The sequence below is a fragment of the Granulicella mallensis genome, from assembly GCF_014203225.1.
In the GTDB taxonomy this organism is placed as follows: domain Bacteria; phylum Acidobacteriota; class Terriglobia; order Terriglobales; family Acidobacteriaceae; genus Granulicella; species Granulicella mallensis_A.
Genome location: NZ_JACHIO010000026.1, coordinates 70,864 through 92,092, shown reverse-complemented (window position 1 = coordinate 92,092; position 21,229 = coordinate 70,864). Strand labels below are relative to the sequence as shown.

The following is a 21,229-nucleotide window of genomic DNA, read 5'->3' as shown; positions in this document are numbered from 1 at the left end:
CAACGCTTCCTTGATCCGTTCATACTGCGCCTCTGTCAGTTCCATCGGTACGAACAGGCTAACAGAAGTCTAGCCAATAGTGTGAACACGCCCTAGTAGATGGATGCTGTAACCAGTATAGAAGACTCAGAAAGGTGTCTCCCGGAGAGTAGTCGCTAGAGTGTGTCTGACGGATTGGAGACCCGTTTTCAGACCGAAATTAAGCTCGCTGCACGCATAGCTTTTATTCTTCGCCTCCCCACCAGAAACGTCATCCTGAGCGAAGCGTCCCAGCTTTTGGGGACGCGGAGTCGAAGGACCCCGAGGGCTGCATCTTGCCCGCACCTTTTGCCCCTTTTCAACCTCAAGCGCTCGAGCCATACGTTCGTACTGGAAAAGGTTCCAACAGCAAGGGTGAGATCAAGTCTCTCGGGGTCCTTCGACTCCGCACCTCGCAAAATGCGCGAGGTGCTCCGCTCAGGATGACATCTCTGTGGGGAACAAAATATGTGATTCGTCGTTGTTCACAATTCACCAGACACTACCTAAACTTCCTTCAGCGAACCTACCAGGCTCGCCACAAACAGGTCGCAACAATCACAACCTATTTGCCAGGCTAGAAGTTATATTTCAAAGCCACCTGAAGAATGCGCTTCTCGCCTGCGCCCAGTACCTGCCCTGTCGTGCCGTCGTCCTGCGTGGTATCCACATTGTTATAGTTCGTGTGGTTCCAAACGTTGAAGGCCTCGGCGCGGAACTGGAACAACTGATCTCCATACACTTTGATGTTTTTGAGCAACGCCATATCCCAGCGCTGACTTCCGGGTCCCAGAATGCTGGCTCGTGTCGAGTTACCAGGCCGGAATTCATTCGCCGGCACATCCACGAAAGCGGTTGTGTCATACCACGCAGCAATAGTGTGTGGAGCGTGGCGGTTCGGGTTTCCAACCTGGTCCGGCCTCGGGTCATTTGGAGCGGTTGCAGAGGTAAATACGCCGAGTCCACCGGGATCTGCCGATGAATTTCCGATTGCGCTGAGCCATTGTCCGGACTGCAACTCGACAATTCCGGAGAACTCCCATCCTCCAAGCACACGCCCTGTCAGTCCCTTTTGTTCGGCAAAGAATGGCAACTCATAGACCCAGTTTGCATTGAACACATTGCGGCGGTCGAAACGAGAAGGGCCATATTCAGCACTCAGATTGTAGGTGTTCTGCGGAACTGGAAGGTTGCCGCCAGCCTGGTCGGGGCGGTCCGTCAACGACTTAGACCAGGTGTAGTTCACACTTACGAGAGATCCCGCCTTGAAACGCTTTTGCAGGCTGCTCTGAAACGAGTTGTAGTTGGAGCTGAAGATCGGCTCATAGATGTCGATCGGCCCATACCCCTGATAGGGACGAATAATGTTGAGCAGGTTTTCCGTATCGGCGGTAATCTGCTGGCCGGGCCCCAGGGCATTCTCGATGGTTGCATTGTTGATATACGTACCCGGCAACGGTTGATTGATATCCACCTGAGAAAGCTGATGCGTGCCCTTCGACCCGTAGTAGCCCACGTCGAGAATGATGTCGTAAGGAATTTGACGCTGGATATCTAGATCCCATTGTTGCGCATAAGGCTGGTGCCAATCTGTCGACATACCTCCCAACGACTGCACGCTGTTGTTGGCCGTACTGCCCGCGCCGGGATTATTGAAGGTGCCGCCAACGACCGTTGTGTTCCCTACGAACGGCGGATTGATGAACTCGCTGTTCTCGAGAAATCCAACACCCGGAGAATCCACGAAGACTCCATAGCCCCCGCGTACGGCGGTCTTGCCGTTGTTCCAGGGATCGAAGGAGAAGCCGATACGTGGCTGGTATCCGTTGTGAAACTGTGGCGCAACGGCTGTATTGTAGGGCGAGTTGTGTGCCCCGTTTCCGCTGCCTCCAATAATCACGCCATTGAGCGGGTCATAACTCGGCGTTGCTACGACATTTCCGTTATCGTCGATTGCCGGGGCATTCGCGGCGATGTAGCGTGTGGGAGCAAAGTTGGTTGCGCGTCCATTCCCATCCGTTGGCTGGCGAAAGATCGAATATCGCAGACCAAAGCTCAGTGTCAGATTCGGGATTGGCTTGTACGCATCCTGGCCAAAAAACTCAAACTGGTTCTGGAAGATGACGGCGCGGAAGTCATTGGCCAACTGCGTAAACTGAGAGGGTTGGCCGGAGAGGAACAGCGCAAACTCCTGCTCGAACTCGGCCTTTGAATTCACCGTTGGGTCCGAGTAGGGTGTCGCCGCAAAGTTGAATGTACCGGCATTGTTTCCGCCCGAGTTCTCGGATTTCTCATAGTGATTGTAGGAGAAGCCGAACTTCAGGCTGTGCCTGCCAATCGTCTTCGTCAGATTATCGAAGATAGCGTTATTCTTATTGAAGTCGCCGTACGTGCCAAAGCCAAAGAAGCTTGCATTGGCAACGCCATAAGCGATGCTTGGGATGCGGTTCAGCGTCTCCTGGAAAGGCAGCGTGATGTCGCTCACCACATCCGGCGAGTTGCCGGCAGCTAGCTGACCTGAGTTGTGGCTCTTGATCGCTCCGGACGACCACGCATACTCCACCTCATTGAGCAGGGTTGGGGTAATGATCCACGTCAGGTTGGCGGCCACGTTCTGCCCCGGTGAGTCCGTTGAAGTCTGCGTGATATTCGGCAGAGGATTGCCGTTGAACAGGCCGCCGCCTTCGACCGTCGGAATCGAATCCTGGATGTAGTGCACGAAACCGGAGAGCTTCGAACTAAAGGCGTGATCGATACGACCGATCTCCTGCTGGAAGTTGAAGATGTTCCCCTCGTTTGCAAAGAGAAGATCCGAGCTTGGATCGGACGGCAACGGCAGGTGGGAATATACATCTTTGAGATATGCAGCGGCAGCCGGATTGATGCTGCTTATATTGGTAATGATCTGCCCTGGACATGATCCAACGGCTTGCGGGTAGACACTACAAACCGGATCCTCAAAATTTCCCGCCCGCTCATTCGCATCAGGCACCACGCCCGTCACCGGGTTCTGCTGCACCACGCGTCGCAGTTCCTCGGAGTAGAAGAAAAATGTCTTGTTGCGCTCCGTATTGTAGAGATGAGGAATGAAAACCGGACCACCGAGCGTCCAGCCAAAATCGTTGTAGCGGAAGGGCGTACGACTCGCAACGGGCGATTGCTGTTTGTTGCCCCAATCATTGGCGTCGAGCACGTCATTGCGGAAAAACTCATAAACGCCGCCATGAAACTTCGATTTTCCGGAACGCGTGATGACGCTGATGATGCCACCCGCGCTGCGTCCATATTCAGCGCTGTAGTTGCCGCGCAGAACTTTGAATTCGTCGATGGCATCGACGCTGGGATAGTTCAGTAGAGAGAAGTTTCCGCCGCGATCGACGTTGTCCGCGCCGTCCACCGTCCAGCTATTGGAAGAGCCGAAGCTGCCATTCAGCGAAAATGCTGTCTCGTTCGTGTTGCCATTCGGCGCGCTGACGCCAGCGTAGAGTGCGTCTCCGATATCGGCACTGACTCCGGGCATCAACTGCACCAGTTCTTCATAGTTGCGACTCTGCAAGGACAACTCCCGAACCTGCGTGCCGGTAATCAGTCCCGTAGCCGCATCGGATTCGGAGTTTACCTGAAGCGCATTGGCTTCGACAGTCACCGTTTCGTTGTTGCTTCCCACCTCGAGTACGGCATTCACATCGCGCTTATCGTTCACATTCAGGATAATGTGCTCCTGCGTCGCCTTCTTGAAGCCAGGCCCTTCGATCGTCACCGAATAGAGCCCGATCGGCAGCAGCGGCGCGGAGTATTCACCCTCTTTGCCGGTCTTCGTCGTACGCACTACGGCGTTGCGATCCGTGTTCGTGATCGTCACCTTCGCTCCAGGCACCACGGCGCCCGAGTTGTCAGTCACCGTGCCCAGGATCGTGCCTGTAACTTCCTGGGCCACCAACAAAGGGGTACCGGTCACAAGCAGAAGAGCAAGGAGGAGCATTCCATAACCAAAACGGCGTGCTGTGGATCCTGACAAGAGGGCAAGCGACATAGGGTCTCCGTGCATCCAGGAAATGATCGTGACAGACTTGCTATTCTGCTGCGTCGATTGAAATAACTCACATTCGCATGGAAGTATTAAATCGATTGAATATCAGTTGATATGTGTAGATATCTTGTCCCGCGGAGAATGTCAAGAGGGAAATATCTAGCTGGGACTCGAGGTCGAATCACGCAGCACCAGCGACGGAGGCAGAAGTTGAAGATCCGGCGTGACTTCGCGCGCTTCTCCAACCTCCTGCAAAACATCGAGTACCCGCTGGGTGGCCAGGCTACCCATCTCGTCCATCGGCTGGCGAATGGTGGTGAGACCGGGCGTAGTCAACGCGGCCAGCGGCACGTCGTCGAAGCCGATGATGGAGCAGTCCTGCGGAGCCGTGCGCCCCATGCGCGCCAGGCCACGCACCGCCCCCAGCGCCGTCAGATCGTCGAAGGCTACCAAGGCCGTAAACTTCAACCGGGAGCGAATCAACTCTTCGGTAAGCTGCACGCCGCCTTCAAAACCTGAGACGGGATCGAGCGCGTCAGACAGTTGGCGGACTCGGCGTGGGTCGAACTGTAAGCCCTGCTCTGCCGCAAAACGCTGCATCCCATTCCAGCGGAGCTGGCTGTCGTTCAACTTCGCCGGCCCGCGGATGACGGCGATCTTTCGATGCCCAAGCTCATACAGATGCTTCATGGCCTCATAGCCGCCAGCCTCGTTGTCCACCGTCACGGAGCCGATCTGCTTCTCCGTCACATCCCGTCCCACCACCACGATGGGCATCTTCTTTTCCTTTAATCCCACCAGCAGCCCGCCCTCATCGAAGAGCCAGTTCGCCACTACGATCAGCCCTTCCACGCGGCGCTCCATCAGCAGATCGAGATAGCCTTCAAATTGCTTCTGGTCGTGATGCGCGTCCATCAGGATCGGCAGATACGGCGTGGGGAGAAGCGTCTTCTCAATGCCCTGCAGGATCAATACGCAGTAGGGATCGGAGATATCGAAGACCAGCACTCCAACCGTGTGGCTGTGGCGGCTGCGCAAAGAGCGCGCGAAGACGTCCGGGCGATAGCCAAGCGACTGGGCCGTCTTGCGAATCCGCTCCTTCGTCTGGGCCGCAACATAACGCGAAAGCGGAGCCTCGCTCAACACGATGGATACCGTGGATGGCGAGAAGCCGCTCTTGCGCGCGACATCGACCAGAGTCACACGTGCCGATTTGGATTTACGCTCCGGCATCTCTTTTAAGCTCCCACTTCAAACCAATGCGCTATCGATTATGCACGTTGCATACGGATCTTCCGTGCAAAAATCGCAAGTCTCCCCTTCGCAGGCCTCTCTTCGCCTTACGAAAGCCAATCGTATTAAAACGATTGAATATTTCGTCAACACCTGTGTATAACAGATTCGACTATGTCGAACCAACCTTTATCGCCGGTCGCCTTCACAAGTCATTCCCTTTACCGGAACGGCCTTCTGCTCGCCGCGCTCAGCCTGATTTCGCTGCGCCTGCTCAACGCGCAGACCGTACTCGTGGACATCACGCCGGACCATGCCGTCAATCGCTTTGTGCCGCGGGAATCCCTCGGCTCCGGCGTTGATCGCATCCCCGTCGAGGCCATCGACAAGGACTTTACCAAGCCGGTGTTAAACCAGGCCTTTGCAGCCGGATGGCAGCCGGTTACCTATCGCCAGAACACCGACCTCGCCGTGGAAGCCTGGCACTGGAACCCTGAAGGCACCTGGAGCGATCCCACCGGCAAAGGCTACTTCACCGGCTCTACCAGTTCGACCAAATTTATCCGCTACTCCTTTGGCTATGCACTCCCGCATCGCGGCGTAACCCGCAACGACGGTACGGGAAACACGGGCTATTCCCGATTGACCGACGGCGACGAAAGCACCTACTGGAAGAGCAACCCTTATCTCACGAGCCACTTTACAGGTGAGAGCGATGCCCTCCATCCACAGTGGGTCATCCTCGATCTTGCGAGTGAAACAGCCGTCGACACGCTGAAGATCGTATGGGCCGAGCCCTACGCGAAAAACTATCTCGTCCAGTATTGGAGCGGTACCAGCCTGGGCAGTGGGCTCGGCGCCGGCACGGACCCCATCCACGCCCCCAAGCGAGGCGTCTGGAACACCTTCTCCCAGGGCGAAATCATCAACGGTACAGGCGGCACGGCCCTCCTTCACCTGACCCAGATCCCTGCAACCGTTCGATATATCCGTGTCTTAATGACACAGTCCTCGAACACCTGTGACGATCACGGCGCGAGCGATATCCGCAACTGTGCCGGCTACGCGATTCGTGAGCTCTACCTTGGAAACACGTCAAGCGACGGCGCCTTCCACGATGTGCTTCGTCACACCGCCGACCAGGAGCAGACCGCAACCTTCAGTTCTTCGGTCGACCCGTGGCACACTCCTGATAGCCACGTGAACAACAAGGAAGCACAGGTTGGCTTCGACCTCTTCTTTCAGAGCGGCCTCACACAGGGCCTGCCTGCGATGGTGCCCATCGCAATGCTATACAGCACACCCGAAGATGCAGCGGCTGAGGTTCGATACCTCGAAGGTCACAAATACCCTATATCCAGCATTGAGATGGGCGAAGAAGCGGACGGCCAATACATGCAGCCCGAAGATTACGCCGCACTCTACCTGCAATATGCGACGGCGCTTCGCAAGGTCGATCCGAACCTCAAGCTCGGAGGCCCGTCCTTTCAGGGCGCAAATCAGGACATCGAAGTCTGGCCCGACGCGCAGGGAAAGACCTCGTGGCTCGGCCGCTTTCTCGACTATCTCAAACAGCATGGCCGCATGCAGGACCTGCAGTTCTTCTCCTTCGAGCACTATCCCTACGATCCCTGCCATATCAGTTGGGCCAGCCTCTACGAGGAGCCCGGTCTGATCGGCCACATCATGAAGGTCTGGCGCGATGATGGCCTGCAGCCTGATCTGCCCGTCTATCTCACCGAATCGAACCTCTCCTCCTCCACCAGCGAAACGTACATGGATATCTTCGGTGGTCTCTGGCTGGCCGACTACATCGGGTCGTATCTCAGCACCGGGGGCAACCAGGTCTACTACTTCCATTACCTGCCGCTAGCAATAGAACACGGCTGCAACGATTCTCCAGGCACCTTCGGCATGTTTAAAGTCAGCGCTGACAATCAGATCGAACAGCCACTCTCGCAGTTCTTCGCCAGCCAGATGATTAACCGCGAGTGGCTCCAGCATGACGGCGGCATGCATACGCTCTTCCCTGCCGTAGCCGACCTTGACGACGGCGCCGGGCACTCCATCGTAACTGCCTACGCGGTAGAACGGCCTGATGGCGAATGGTCCGTCATGCTCATCAATAAAGACCAGCACAGCAGCCACAAGCTGAATCTCGTCTTTCAAAACCAGCAACGCGGCGGCGAAAGCTATTTCTTCTCAGGACAAGTTCACGAAGCTACCTTCGGCCGCGATCAATATCACTGGAAGACACCGCAACACGACTTCAACGCTCACCAACCGTTGGCCGCCGACACCCCGAGCCCCGGCGGTTCCGCCGATCCGGACGGCCCGATCAGCTCGCGCAACTTCGAGGCAGACAAGGCAACACGTTACGAACTGCCGGCGGCCTCCATCGTTGTCCTTCGCGGCAAGTTTACGAGCCGGTAGATGACGCTGTTACGAAACGAGATGAGCTAACCCATCTCGTCGCCGATACAACTTCCAAGTGGCTGACGAGCCGGAATCAAGTGACGAGGAGGGTTCTCCGACTCTCTCTTCATTCAGGAGAGGGGTTGTCTTGCTCTATGCTGTCTGCGGAGACCGTGATTAAGCCTTTGATCATTGCTCTTTGTGTTGTGTGCATGCCCGGCATGTTGGGCGCACAGAAATTTGATTGGCAGCCATCGCCTGGCCATAAACAAGTACCGATATGGCCAGGAAAGGTTCCCGATGCGCAGCCGGCGAAGGGACCTGAATTTGCGCTATCGTCCGGCACAACTTTTCTAGTTGCCGGTAAGTCGGCAACGGAAATTGACAACGTAACCCAGCCAACGATGACGGTTTATTCGCCGAAGGGTATCAACACCGGTGCCGCGGTCATCGTCTTTCCTGGCGGGGGCTTTTCTGTCCTGGCGATCGATCTCGAAGGAACGGAAGCGTGCGATTGGCTAGTTTCCAAGGGAATCACCTGTGTGCTTCTGAAGTACCGTGTCCCTGATTCAGGTCCGCATGACGACGCCGGAAATCAAAGATACCCCAAAGCGCCCATGGCGCTTGAAGATGCGCAGAGGACGATGCGGCTGATTCGTTTCCATGCAGCCCAGTACCACGTCGATCCACACAAGATTGGGGTACTGGGATTTTCTGCGGGCGGGTATCTGGTAGCAGACATCAGCACGAACTTCGACAAACGCGTGTATCCGCTCCTGGATGAAGCCGATAAAGTAAACTGTCGTCCGGACTTTGCCGTAGCCCTTTATCCAGGCCATCTCCGGGCCTCCCACATTGGATTACAGTTGACTCCAAAGATTCCCGTCAGTAGGCAAACCCCTCCTACCTTTTTGTTGCAAGCGGAGGATGACCACGTCGACAACGTGAATGACTCACTGGTTTATTACATTGCGCTCAAAAATGCAGGGGTTCCCGTGGAGATGCATCTGTTCGCACAGGGCGGCCATGCATTCGGGCTACGGAAAACAAACTCGTCGATTACAGAATGGCCTCAACTCGTGGAGAGATGGCTGCGGACGATAGCAATACTTTCGTAGTAGGAGAACTGGGGCGGTCTAGCTCCGCCAGGGTCAATGATGTGTAGTGACTGCCGGCAGAGCTAGACATCCGTCACTCAGAAGAAGGTCTGAACCGCATCGACTACCTGATACTCCGCGTTTAGCACCAGCAACGAACGCCACTTGTCGAAGGTCAGGCAAGGATGCGAGATATCGAAGCCGATCATATCGCCGACGCGAAGGTCGTCCCTTTCCGCAATCTGCAGGTAGGCGTGCTGGTCCATCATCTTCGTAAGCGTCCAATGCGCGGGTGCTGACTTTGGCACTGCCCCGCCAGGTCTGAAGTGCAGCGCAGGTGCCGGCAGTCCTGCATCGAAAGCGGCATCCCGTTTACCCATCGCAATAATCGCCTTCTCCGGCTCCGGCACTGACTGCACGTAGGCCCAGACATGAAGCGCGGGCAATAGACCGGAGCGCATTCGACGCGCAATCGGATTGCGTTCCAGGATCTGTGTCTGGGCATCACGATACGCACCAATATCGTGGGTGAGATAGCAGCCGGGGCGAAGGACGATCTCTACATTGTCTCCGAAGCCGGCAGCGGAGAATACTTCGGCAACCACGTCATACCATGCCGAGCCAGCACCTGAGAGCAGAGCAGGCGCGCGTTCGAAGCGCTTCTCCTCGGCAAGCGTCCGTGTCACAGCAACTGCTCGGTGCAGAAAGGCACGAATGGCCTCCTCTTCTGCAAGAACGCCTTCGTACATCTCAACGCCGCATAGAGCGATGGAGGCGCTCCAACGAGCCAGGGCCTCGAGCACGGTCTGCAACTGCGCCTCATCGCGAACGCCGGTACGGCCACCCATCGCTCCCAGCTCAAGCAACACCTGCAACCGCTGCCCGGTCTGAGAAAAAAATGCCCCAAGCTGATCGACCTGTGCCGCCGAATCCACCAGGCAGTAGTAGTCAAAGCTTTGGTCCTGCAACAGGCGCGAGATGATCGCCATGTTCTCTTTGCCGACCAGTTGATTCGCCATCAAAATGCGGCGTACTCCATGCTCATAGGCAACGAGCGTTTGATGCGCGGTCGCGAGCGTAATCCCCCAGGCACCCGCTTGTAGTTGCAGCCTGAACAATTGCGGAGCCATCGTGGTTTTTCCATGAGGCGCGAGCTTTACCCCATAGGCTGCGATGAATTCCTGCATCCAGTTAAGGTTGTGCAGCAACCGGTCCTCATAGAGAACAGCCGACGGCAGGCTGAGATCCTCGGCCAACAGGTTCCAGCCAAGCGATGCGATCTCTCCGGATGCGACCGGTCGCCCCAGATGCCCCAGGCCTTTGTTCAGCGAAGTCATCGCGGGAAAAGCAACGGTATGCGTGGCTTGTTTATCGTTCAAGGAAAGAACCTCCGGTAGGTCGCAGAAATAAGAATGCGATAACCCACATCACCAAATGTATTCAGCCTATTATGCTAGGAACAACAAGATGTTGAATTGCGATACGCTAATCCGAAATGCCAGCATACTGGACGGCAGCGGTGCCACTCCCGAGCTCCTTGACGTCGCTCTCCGTGGCGACCGCATCTGCGAGATCGGGCCATCCCTCGATTACAGCGCGAAAGCAATCGTAGATGCAAAAGGGCTCTCACTCTCACCGGGCTTTATCGATGTCCACACCCACGACGACACCAGCGTGATCCAGACTCCAGCAATGCTGCCGAAGCTCTCGCAAGGCGTCACCACGGTCATCGTAGGCAACTGCGGCATCAGTGCTTCTCCCGTGCAGTTGCGCGGTGAACCACCAGACCCCATGAACCTGCTCGGCGATGCAGCAGCCTTCCGTTACCCGACCTTTGCAGCGTATGTAGAGGCGATCCGTGAAGCACAGCCTGCAGTAAACGTTGGAGCGCTGATCGGCCATACCTCGTTGCGCAATAACCATATGGACCGGCTCGACCGTGTTGCAACCGGGAACGAGATCGCAGCCATGCGCGCGCAGTTGCAGGAGGCCCTCGACGGCGGCGCACTCGGGCTCAGCTCCGGCCTAGCCTATCTCTCGGCCAATGCGGCCTCAACCGAAGAGGTACTGGCGCTGGCACAGCCTCTTGCCGCAGCAGGAGCCGTCTACACGACGCACATGCGCTCCGAGACCGAAGCTATCCTCGATGCCATGAACGAGGCCTTCGAGATTGGACGTCTGAGCCGCATCCCGGTCATCATCTCTCATCTGAAATGTGCCGGCATCGCCAACTGGGGCCGCAGCGGCGAGGTCCTGCAAGCCTTGGAAGAGGCACGTGACTCGCAACAGGTCGGCTGCGACTGCTACCCCTACGCAGCCGGTTCGAGCACCCTCGATCTGCGCCAGGTAGACGAGCGCGTAGAGATCACGATCACCTGGAGCACGCCCCATCCGGAGATGGCAGGACAATCCCTGGCGCAGATCGCAGCGGCATGGGACCTACCCCAGGTGGATGCGGCACGCCGTCTGCAACCGGCCGGAGCGATCTATCACAGCATCTCCGAACAAGACATGCGCCGGATACTCTGCCATCCCGCCACCATGATCGGCTCCGATGGCCTGCCCAACGATCCGCGGCCGCACCCTCGCCTGTGGGGCACGTTTCCTCGGGTCCTGGGCCGCTATAGCCGCGAAGAAAAGCTGCTCTCCCTTCCTGCGGCCATTCACAAGATGACTCAAATGCCCGCCCAGCGGTTTGGGCTCGAAGAGCGCGGAATGATTCGCCAGGGATACTTCGCCGACCTGGTGCTCTTCGATCCCGAGAAGATCAGGGACACAGCCACCTTCACCGATCCTGTGCGCGCCTCAGAGGGCCTTGTGAGCGTATGGGTAAACGGTGTTCTCTCCTATTCCACCGAGGGAGCCACAGCAGAGCGCGGCGGACGTTTTCTTTCTCGCGGTAAGACGTCATGGCTTCAATAATTCAATAGAATTCGATCATCCAGTTTGAGAGGAATAGAACAATGAGCATCAAGCGATATGGCGTAGAGGGCGGTAAGGGCACAGGCGGGCAGCACCTCCCTTTTGCACGCGCGGTAGAAGCCAACGGCTGGCTGTACGTCTCGGGCCAGGTCCCCATGGTCGATGGCGAAGTCATCACGGGCAATATCGTTGCCCAGTCTCAGCAGGCCATTCGCAACCTCCTCGCGATTCTGAACGAAGCAGGCTATGGCCCGGAAGACGTCGTGCGTTGCGGCGTATGGCTCGAAGACCCGCGCGACTTCTCCTCGTTCAACAAGGTCTTCAAAGAATTCTTCGGCGAAAATCCGCCTGCACGCGCCTGCGTCGTATCGAGCATGGTCGTCGACTGCAAGGTAGAGATTGACTGCGTGGCCTACAAGGCGCCAGCCGCATGATCCCCGGGCTCCATCAACTGGAGGCGCGGTCATGATCGATCACCACACCATCTTTCTGCTCGTCTCGGCGCTGATCTCCGTCATCGGCCTGATCCTGCTGATTGCCGTCTTCAAGCTGAACCCGTTCATCACCCTGTTTCTCACGGCTCTGTCACTTGCCGTAGCTACAGGCATGCCGGCTACCAGCATCGTTCATTCCTTTGAAACCGGCGTCGGCGGTGCCCTGGGACACATCGCGATCGTGGTAGCACTCGGCACCATGCTCGGCAAGATGATGGCGGAGTCGGGCGGCGCGGACCAGATCGCGTACACCCTCATCCGTCTCTTCGGCGAAAAGAATATTCCCTGGGCCATGGCTCTTATCGGCCTTGTGGTCGGCCTGCCGGCCTTCTTTGAAGTGGGCTTCGTCCTCCTGATCCCGATTGCATTTACGGTTGCCCGGCGCACCAAGACTTCGCTCATCCTCGTCGGTTTGCCCATGCTGGCCGGGCTCTCCGTCGTCCACGGCCTGGTCCCTCCACATCCCGCGGCCTTGATGGCAGTCACCATCTTCAAAGCGGATGTAGGCCGTACGATCTTCTACGCCTTGCTCATCGGGGTTCCGACCATCGTCATCGCCGGTCCGCTTTACGCGAAGCTGATCGCGCCCCACATCAAGCTTGCGCCGGATAACCCCATGGCTGCGCAGTTCGCCGACCACGGCACAGAACGCAAACTACCCAGCTTCGGACTCACCTTGTTCACCATCCTGCTGCCGGTGTTTCTTATGTTGATGGGTAGCTGGGCCAATGGGCTCTCTGCCCCCGGGAGCAGGTTGAATGAAGCCTTGCGCCTCGTCGGCAACGACGATATGGCACTGCTGATCGGAGCGCTCTTCAGCTTCTTCACGCTGGGCACCCTGCGAGGCTTCTCTCGCGAGACCATCCTCCGTTTCAGCAATGAGTGCATCGCGCCGACCGCAACCATCACGCTGCTGGTCGGCGCAGGCGCGGGCTTCGGAAGAATCCTGCAGGATAGCGGCGTCTCCAACGCGATCATCCTGGTAGCGATGCGCAGCCACGTTCCACTGTTGTTGCTGGCCTGGCTGCTCGCCGCGCTGATGCGCTTGGCGACAGGTTCGTCGACCGTGGCCATGACCACCGCCGCCGGCATCGTAGCCCCCATTGCATTACATAGCACCGGTGTCCGCCCCGAGTTGCTGGCCATCGCCACCGGAGCTGGCTCGCTTATCTTCTCTCACGTGAACGATGGCGGCTTCTGGCTGGTCAAGGAATACTTCAACATGTCCGTAGCGGACACCATCAAGACCTGGTCGGTCTGCGAGACGATTATCTCCGTCGTCGCATTGCTGCTTACGATGGCCTTGGCCCTTGTAGTCTAAGCACGGTTCTATACGAGATTCTCTACACCTTCCCGATGGGACATCATCCTGGATGCTGTAGCAATATTTTGCATGGAGACCAACATCTCCCGATACTTCCGAACCGCCGTCAAGTTCAGAGTAGTGAAGTGCCCCTTGTGCCTTAGATTCGCTATTCCCGAGGATGCGCCAATCAGTGTTCCCGCAAGTTCCATGAACGCATACTTCGAAGACCCGCCGGAATAGATCGTCACGATTCCCGCCAGCTTGAAAGTGCTGGCCATAAATTGAGCGATACGGATGCTCTGTTCTTCATCGATCCAGTTCTCACCGACCATGAAGTATTCCTGAGTCTGCCGAATCATGTTTGTTCCTTCGCCGATCGCCCAGGCTATCTGTGAAGTCTTCCCTGCCCCCACTGGCGTTTCCGAAAAGGAACTGGCTGCGCCTGAAATACCGGAAACGGTGTTTGCGGCTCCTTGTATATAGTCGAAGATCAACGTCCAGTTTTTCCGCCGTTCCAACTCCTTCAGGCCAGAATAGAACTGCCACATGCCTCCGACACTGAATAGACTTTCTCCGAGAAAGTTGAGCGCGGTACTTCCGGGGGTTGCCTGGTTGTAGGCCACCATCAATGAGGAAATCTCCCCTAGCAGGTTGCTCAACTCACCGAGAGTCTTTCCACTGAAGCCCTTGAGCCGTGGCCCTTGGCTTGCCCATGGATTCGGAGAGATTGGCCTTGGACCGATCGGGCGATTGGGTGGCAGAATCGGACTACCTGGCCGGCTGGCCCAGGGGTTTGGAGAGACTGGCATTGGACTGATCGGACGTCCGGGAGACAGGATCGGACTACTTGGTCGACTGGCCCACGGATTTGGAGAAACTGGCCTTGAGCTAGCCGGACTACTGACAGGTGAAATGGGCGTTGGACTCGCTGGACGACTGGCCCAGGGGTTCAGCTCGCTCAACGAATCTAACTTCACCGTAATGGCATTAGGATCCGGACCTACCTGGGTGCCTTTCGTAAAACTCGTCTCCCAGGACACTCCAACCAACGGTGGCGAGCTCTTAGGCAGTGGAGGAAGAATCGGCGTACCGGGTCGGGAAAGAGGCGTATTAGGAGGTGTCGGCATAATCGAAACTGTCATCTCCATCCTAAGGAGGAAGAAGTGAGTTTCTTATAAAGACGCTTTAGGGCCAACGGCCCGATTCATACCAGCCTGGGGCAAAGCGAACCAGGGGCAACACGCGATAGCGTCGTGCTCGGGGAGCGACGCCCCAGGTTAGGCGCAGGAGTAGAAGTTGAGGGCTGTAGGTCCAACTCACCTTTGTGCAGGCACGATAGATGAATCGGGCTTACAGCCCTCCGCTTTCGAGTTGATCCTGTACCTGGGGCTACGCTTGCAGCGAGCTAAAACCGCTCGCTGCTGCGCTTCACCCCAGGCTGGTATGAAACGGGCCTTTGGCCCTAAAGATCAAGACTTTCTTCCCAGCTAAAAGTTTTCCCCAGCCTGTGAAAGCCCTCCCCTTCAAAGCAAGAACTTCCAGTGCGACTGGCAGCGTTCTCCTATCCCACCACCGTATGCTCAAGCGTAGCCGTCGCAGAAACATCCTTATAAAGCTCGCCTTCCTTCATAATCACGTGCAGATTCTTCGTATGCACCACAAGGTCGATATCCTTGAGCGGATCGCCATCGAGCAGCAGCAGATCGGCGATATAGCCTTCCTTCACCTCACCCAACTCCTTGCCCAGACCCATCACCTGTCCGCCGATGCGCGTACCGCACTGCAGCGCCTCGTTCGGAGAGAAGCCTAGCAGATCGACGAAATGCTTGAGATCCCGCGCATTGTCGCCTTGTGGCGACTGGGCGAATCCATAGTCTCCACCAATAAGAATGCGCACGCCCCTCTTACGCAGCTCCGTATAGACCTCCGCCGTCGTGTCGATCACGCGCTGCATCTGCCGCCCCACCTCGGAGTCACGATAGAACCCAAACTTTTCGCCCTCGTAGAGCGTGCTGTAGATAATGCCGATGGCCGGACCGACGAAGATCCTATCCTTTGCGGACTCCAGCATGTCGATCGCTTCTTCATCCGCAGACTCGCAGTGATAGATCACATCCACACCGCAACGAACGGCTCGCTTTACGGACTCCGCCGAGCGCGCATGGCAATTCACTTTCTTGTTGAAGTCACGTGCGACACTGACGGCCATCTGGATCTCGTCCTCGCGCATCACAGTCAGGCCGCCATGAGCCGCCGGACTGAGATCGTCTCCCGAGATATTCACCTTGATGTTGTCCACGCCCTCACGACAACATAGACGGACTACCTTCTTGATCTCTTCAACACCATCGGCGATCATGCCAAAGCTCTCGTAATACATATGTGCCTTGCGTTCGTCGCCGAGGCCTCCGGTGACCGTAATCTCCGGGCTGCCCGCACGGATGCGTGGCCCAGGAAACTCCCCCGCATTCACCGCATTGCGAATAACAACATCGAGCCGCAATTTTGAAGTAGCCGCGCTATAAGCGCTGGTAAAGCCGTGGTCCAGCAAGGTCTTCGCATTCCGTACCGTCAGCAGCATGTGCTCTTCGGGAGGAATATTCCCCAGATCGGAATCGTTCACCGCGCCGCCGAACGAGATGTGCGCATGCCCTTCGACAAGGCCCGGCATCAGCGTTCTGCCGCGGGCTTCGATCACCGTAGCGCCCTCTGTGGCAAGCCGGTCCGGCGCGCGAGCAATGGTCTTGATTCTGGAGCCTTCAACAAGCACGTCGGCCAGAAAGGCCGGAGCACCGCTACCGTCCCAGACACTGGCACCGCGAAAAAGAACTCGATTCATCATGGTGAACTCCTTCGATATTGAATAGTTGGCTTTACTGATCTGCTACGTAAGCACCGATACGCCGCGCGAGGCCAGGAGACAATCGCGCGATCACCGTGCCATAGAGGACGGATAGAACGAGAACCCCTAATACGATCCAGGGCAATACATTGAAGGGCCAGGATTGCCCTGGCTGAACAAAACCCCACAAAGGGAAAAACATAACCAAAGTGCCGGCGATCGGCATCACGACATGGCGAACGATGTTGAGTTCGTGCCGTTGATACCGGACGATGTAGACCGGCAGTGCGAGATTGGTGAGCATATAAGTGAGAATGATCGGGACAGTACCGAGTGTTCCGGCAAAGCCGAAATAGTCCATGGGTGCGATTCCGCCGAGCAGGCAGAACCCGAGGATCAGTGCAACAGCGATGAGTAGAAACACCCACATCGCGCTATGCGGCGTCTGATGCCGTGGATGAATCTTGCCAAGAAACTCCGGCAGCAGGCCTTCGCGTCCGGAGTTGAAGAGAATGCGTGCCTGGGAGTTTACGAGGCCGATCAGCGAGCCCAGAATGCTGGTAACCCCAGCAAGATACGCTACTGCCAGCAAGGCAGGCGCCGAGGCTTTTAATCCATCGATAAAAGGGAGTCGCGACGCTCCAAGCGCATGCGCATCCATCTTGAATCCAGCCGCCGTCGCATAGGCGAGGAAGATATAAAAGATGCCGATCGTCAACGTTCCGGTGATCAAAGCTCGTGGAATATTGTGTCGTGGATTCTCCGTCTCCTCCGCGAGTGTGGCAGAGTTCTCCCAACCGATGAAGAGATAGATGGCCAGCGGAAACCCTACACCCAGGCCCGTAAGACCTCCGGTCAGACTCGAAAACCTGAAGGGCGCAAGCGTCAGGAAGTGAGGATGAGCGGTCAGCATCAGGATGCTTCCCAGAACCAGCAACCCGGCTTCGAAGTAAAAGAATACGCCGGACCAGCGCGTCGAGAGACCAACGCCTCGCATCACCAGCCAGCCGGTTCCAGCCGCTAGCAGCACCATAAGAAGAGCCCAATTCACGGATAGGCCAAGAAAGATCCTCAGCGTCTCAGAGATCCAGACACCCGCAATGGCGACGATCGTCGATGCGGCTACGATATAGCCGAAGATGACGAACACCGAGACAGCAGCACCGACAGAAGGCCCGAAGGACTTACCGGTAAAGGTGACAAAGGACCCCGCCGATGGCGTGAAGCGGGAGAACTCCGCGATGGTATTCGTCAGAAACAGAATCGCGACCATCGCGGTGAGGATGGTCAAGGGCGCCGCAAGTCCAGCCCCTTGCACAATCACCGCAAAGCCGAAGAAGAAACTCATCGCCGGGGCAATACCTGCGAGAGTAGTCGCCACGACGTGACTCAGTGAGAGCGCATTGCGCCTGAGTCGTGTCTCGCCGGCTTGTGGGGTGGATACTGTTTCGCTCACCGACATAGTGCCCCTTGACTAGGTGGTTGACAGTTCTGCAGCGCTTATTCGTCCTGTACGGTGTTGCGCAAGATACCGATTCCTTCTATCTCGACTTCACAGACATCACCATGCTTCATAAACAGCGGCGGCTTTCGTGCCATGCCAACACCTGCCGGTGTACCGGTCACGAAGATATCTCCAGGAGAAAGCGTAATCGCTTCACTCAGGATCGAGATCAGCCGCGCCACGCTGAACACCATGTCATCCGTCGAAGCATCCTGGACCACGGTGCCGTTCAGTCGGGTCTGGATGTGCAACCCTTTCCCTCCGGGCGAGAGCTCGTCGGCAGTTACCAGGTAAGGACCGAACGCCCCTGTATTGTCGAAGTTCTTTCCGATGGTCCATTGCGGAGACTTCTTCTGATAGTCACGAACCGAGGCGTCGTTGAAGATCGAATAGCCGATCACGTGGTCGAGAGCGTCCTGCTCCGCAATGTGTCGTCCGGCAACGCCGATGACGGCAACCATCTCGCCTTCGTAATCCAACTGGGTCGAAACCGTGGGACGAATAATAGGCGTACCGGCGCCAAGCAGACTGGAGGTAAAACGCGTGAAGATGGTGGGATAGTCCGGCACGACGAAGCCGCTCTCAATCGAATGATCGACGTAGTTGAGCCCCACACAGATGATCTTTCCGGGAGCCGATAGCGGTGGGTGCAGTGTGACCTTGTCGAGATCGACGGCGAATCCCTTCCCTAATGCCACCGCTGCCGCATCGAGCGCACTGCGGCCCTTCCGTACGAGACTATCCAGCGATCCGGGGTACCCTGCATCTCCGCTGAACAGACCGTGGAACTCCCCACCCGGAGCTGTTACCGCGAGCCCTTCCCGTCCTTCACTACTGAATACAGCAAATCGCATGAGCATCACCTTTCATTGTTGAGCCGTAGTTTGAAATGATTCGCTATCAACCGTTATCTGCGAAGAGAGCCTGCCGTATCGAGCGCCAGACGCAGGGCTCCCATTAGCTGCGCATCCGTTCCCAAAGCACTGTGCGCCAGTTCTGGCTGGGTTCGCATATTTAATTTCTCCAGCATCTTTTGCGTTTCGCTGCAGAGTGCCGGGTGCATTCCGACGCCTCCACCCAGCACGAAGAGCGGGCAGTTCAACACCAGGGTCATGTTGTAGATGGCATATGCCAGGATGCGAGCCGTCTGCTGCAGAAGGGTCTGCGCCAGCGAATCTCCGGCAAGCGCATGATCGAAGATCTGGGTCGCAGTCAGATCCTTCGGCAGTGCCGTGCTCTCCGCACTCCAAAGATTCTGCCATTCCGCCTTGATGCCTTCGCCTCCGATCATGCTCTCGAGAGCTCCGGGTTCACCACGATCCCCCGGGATGCCCGAGGTGCCGGGCACAAGCATGTAGCCGATTTCGCCCGCCGCCCAGGCCCTTCCCCGGTAGGGACTGCCGTTCAGGATGAGACTTGCGCCAACACCGGTTCCAATCGCAACGAACACGAAATCGCGTACGCCCTTTGCAGCACCCGTCCAGCTTTCGCCGATGGCCGCAAGGTTCACATCGTTATCCACTGTGGCCGGTGTGTTGAAGGCGCCCTCAAGCAGAGCGCGCAGAGGAACGTCTCGCCAGCCCATGAGATAGGATGTTGCGATCACGATTCCCGCATCGACGTCGGTAATACCGGGAGCGCCGGCTGCAACGGCCTTCAGCGCCTCACGCGGCGCGGAGACCTTCTGCAGGAGACTCTCCACACCTTCCTTGATGAGCGAGATCACCGCCTCCGCACCGCGAACGCCTGCGGTAGAGGAATCCCACCGCCCCAGGACAGTGCCGGACATATCAGCAAGCGCCAGGCGTAAATTCGTCGCTCCAAGATCTATGCCGGCGACATAGCCAGTGTCCTCTGTTGCCACAGAGTTCTTATGGACAGCGATGGGGCTCTGAGTCTGCCGTTGTGTCATTCCTGAAATTGCCTCGTGTAAGCGGGTTTGCATGATGATGGTTTCTCTTGTGTTCCCTTAGGACACAGTTGCACCGTGTCCGGCGCTGATGCTCTCCAGTTCACGCCCTTTTGTCTCCGGGACGATGAAGCGCACAAAAAGCAGCGTAACGATACAAAAAGCTCCGTAGATGATGAAGGTGACTGAATTGCCCGCAACTTTAATGAGCGACAGAAAGGTGATCGAGACTAAAAAATTAGCGGCTCCGGAGCCGAGCGAAGCTGCGGCAACACCACGACCTCGCAACTGCAGGGGGAATACCTCTGAGACCAGAATCCAGGCGATAGGCCCCATGCTGAAGGCAAAGCAGGTGATGTAGACCATCAGGCAGATCGTCGCGATGATGCCGGGTGCTGCTCCGAAGGCCGCTGGATTGTGAAACGAATACGCCAACAGAAAGAGCGAGACAGTCATGCCGCTAATGCCCGCATAGAGCAATGGCTTGCGGCCCACCCGGTCCACCAGTACCAGCGCAATGATCGTGGCCAGCACATTGGTTACGGCAACCAGCAGGGTCGCGAAGATCGCACTCCTGTTCGAGGTGATACCCGCAAGAGAAAAGATTCGCGGTCCGTAATAGATGATCGTGTTGATGCCGGTAACCTGCTGCAGAACGGTGAATCCGACCGCGATCAGGAGACAGCCGCGGACAGCAGGGCTCCAAAGGGCGCTCCAGCGCTTTTCCACCTTGAGCTCCAGGGCAGAACGAATATCTTCAACCAGCAGCCTGGCACCAGCTTCATCGGTATAGGAGCTCAACACAGACTGCGCCTCGGCAACCCGGTTCTGCGCAAAAAGCCAGCGAGGGCTCTCCGGAAGGGTGAGGAGCAAAACGACAAACAGGGCTGCTGGCGCGGCTCCCAGGCCAAACATCAGCCGCCACGCATGTTGTCCGGCAAACCAATATCCCACCAGGTCCGCCAGCGCGATCCCCACCGTGAGCGCAAACTGGTACAGTCCGATAAGCCTCCCGCGAGACTGCGGAGGCGCCAACTCGGAGATATAGACAGGGGCAGTAACGGACGTAAAGCCGATCGCGATTCCAAGCAGAGCGCGTGCCACGATCAGCGTAGCCGCGTTCGGCGATGCCGGAGCAAGGAGTGAGGCGACGAGGAAGATGCCTCCGCCCCAGAGCAGCGTGGCACGTCTGCCGATTCGGTCCGCAATGCTGCCTCCCGCAATCGCACCCAACATCGCGCCGACCAGCACGATGCTCACCACCACCTCTTCCATGCGCGTGGAAAGCGAAAAGGATTCGCGCACAAAGATCAAGGCGGCCGCGATGATACCCATGTCGAAGCCGTAGAGAATGCCCCCCAGGCCCGCAATAAAGGACACCTTCCAGATGAAGTTTCGGCGGACGTGGGTTTGTAGAACGGTTTCCGTGTTGGGCAAGATTTCCTCTCGACTGACGAAG

Annotated in this window: 14 protein-coding genes; 5 read left to right on the top strand and 9 right to left on the bottom strand. The window is 57.1% G+C overall.

The features are described 5' to 3' along the window. Positions 1-595: 595 nt before the first annotated feature. Both HDF15_RS22730 and HDF15_RS22725 read right to left on the bottom strand, forming a co-directional pair. On the bottom strand, positions 596-4,051 hold the full coding sequence (locus HDF15_RS22730) for a TonB-dependent receptor (RefSeq protein ID WP_184259806.1): 3,456 nt from the start codon (positions 4,049-4,051) through the stop codon (positions 596-598). A 156-nt stretch (positions 4,052-4,207) separates the two neighbouring features. After that, a complete protein-coding gene (locus tag HDF15_RS22725) occupies positions 4,208-5,281 on the bottom strand; it encodes a LacI family DNA-binding transcriptional regulator (RefSeq protein WP_184259803.1) in 1,074 nt (357 codons plus the stop codon). Positions 5,282-5,455: 174 nt separating this feature from the next. On the opposite strand from HDF15_RS22725, the gene HDF15_RS22720 reads away from it, so the two are divergent. Beyond that, positions 5,456-7,714: a GH39 family glycosyl hydrolase gene (locus HDF15_RS22720; protein ID WP_184259800.1), complete on the top strand. Its 2,259-nt coding sequence runs from the start codon at positions 5,456-5,458 to the stop codon at positions 7,712-7,714. 167 nt (positions 7,715-7,881) lie between these two features. Then, positions 7,882-8,814 carry an alpha/beta hydrolase gene (locus tag HDF15_RS22715; RefSeq protein ID WP_260331284.1) on the top strand — a complete coding sequence of 311 codons (933 nt, stop codon included), beginning with the start codon at positions 7,882-7,884 and terminating at the stop codon, positions 8,812-8,814. 77 nt (positions 8,815-8,891) lie between these two features. On the opposite strand, the gene HDF15_RS22710 is transcribed toward HDF15_RS22715, so the two are convergent. After that, positions 8,892-10,172 carry an amino acid deaminase gene (locus HDF15_RS22710; protein WP_221314578.1) on the bottom strand — a complete coding sequence of 427 codons (1,281 nt, stop codon included), beginning with the start codon at positions 10,170-10,172 and terminating at the stop codon, positions 8,892-8,894. 88 nt (positions 10,173-10,260) lie between these two features. On the opposite strand from HDF15_RS22710, the gene HDF15_RS22705 reads away from it, so the two are divergent. From HDF15_RS22705 to HDF15_RS22695, 3 genes are read left to right on the top strand one after another with little or no spacing between them, the layout of a single operon-like run. Further along, positions 10,261-11,715, top strand: coding sequence for an amidohydrolase family protein (locus HDF15_RS22705; protein WP_184259798.1), 1,455 nt, complete (start codon positions 10,261-10,263; stop codon positions 11,713-11,715). A gap of 41 nt (positions 11,716-11,756) precedes the next feature. After that, positions 11,757-12,149, top strand: coding sequence for a RidA family protein (locus HDF15_RS22700; RefSeq protein ID WP_184259795.1), 393 nt, complete (start codon positions 11,757-11,759; stop codon positions 12,147-12,149). Positions 12,150-12,180: 31 nt separating this feature from the next. After that, positions 12,181-13,530 carry a gluconate:H+ symporter gene (locus HDF15_RS22695; protein ID WP_184259792.1) on the top strand — a complete coding sequence of 450 codons (1,350 nt, stop codon included), beginning with the start codon at positions 12,181-12,183 and terminating at the stop codon, positions 13,528-13,530. Positions 13,531-13,538: 8 nt separating this feature from the next. Here HDF15_RS22695 and HDF15_RS22690 read toward each other — a convergent pair whose 3' ends face one another. From HDF15_RS22690 to HDF15_RS22665, 6 genes are all read right to left on the bottom strand, one after another. Beyond that, positions 13,539-14,174, bottom strand: coding sequence for a hypothetical protein (locus tag HDF15_RS22690; protein WP_184259789.1), 636 nt, complete (start codon positions 14,172-14,174; stop codon positions 13,539-13,541). 902 nt (positions 14,175-15,076) lie between these two features. Next, a complete protein-coding gene (locus HDF15_RS22685; protein ID WP_184259786.1) occupies positions 15,077-16,357 on the bottom strand; it encodes an amidohydrolase family protein in 1,281 nt (426 codons plus the stop codon). Positions 16,358-16,388: 31 nt separating this feature from the next. Then, positions 16,389-17,738: an APC family permease gene (locus tag HDF15_RS22680; RefSeq protein WP_311733188.1), complete on the bottom strand. Its 1,350-nt coding sequence runs from the start codon at positions 17,736-17,738 to the stop codon at positions 16,389-16,391. Positions 17,739-17,857: 119 nt separating this feature from the next. Beyond that, positions 17,858-18,715 carry a fumarylacetoacetate hydrolase family protein gene (locus HDF15_RS22675; RefSeq protein WP_184259780.1) on the bottom strand — a complete coding sequence of 286 codons (858 nt, stop codon included), beginning with the start codon at positions 18,713-18,715 and terminating at the stop codon, positions 17,858-17,860. Between the two features lie 53 nt (positions 18,716-18,768). Next, positions 18,769-19,806: an ROK family protein gene (locus HDF15_RS22670; RefSeq protein ID WP_260331283.1), complete on the bottom strand. Its 1,038-nt coding sequence runs from the start codon at positions 19,804-19,806 to the stop codon at positions 18,769-18,771. A gap of 24 nt (positions 19,807-19,830) precedes the next feature. Further along, positions 19,831-21,207, bottom strand: coding sequence for a sugar porter family MFS transporter (locus HDF15_RS22665; RefSeq protein WP_260331282.1), 1,377 nt, complete (start codon positions 21,205-21,207; stop codon positions 19,831-19,833). Positions 21,208-21,229 lie beyond the last annotated feature (22 nt).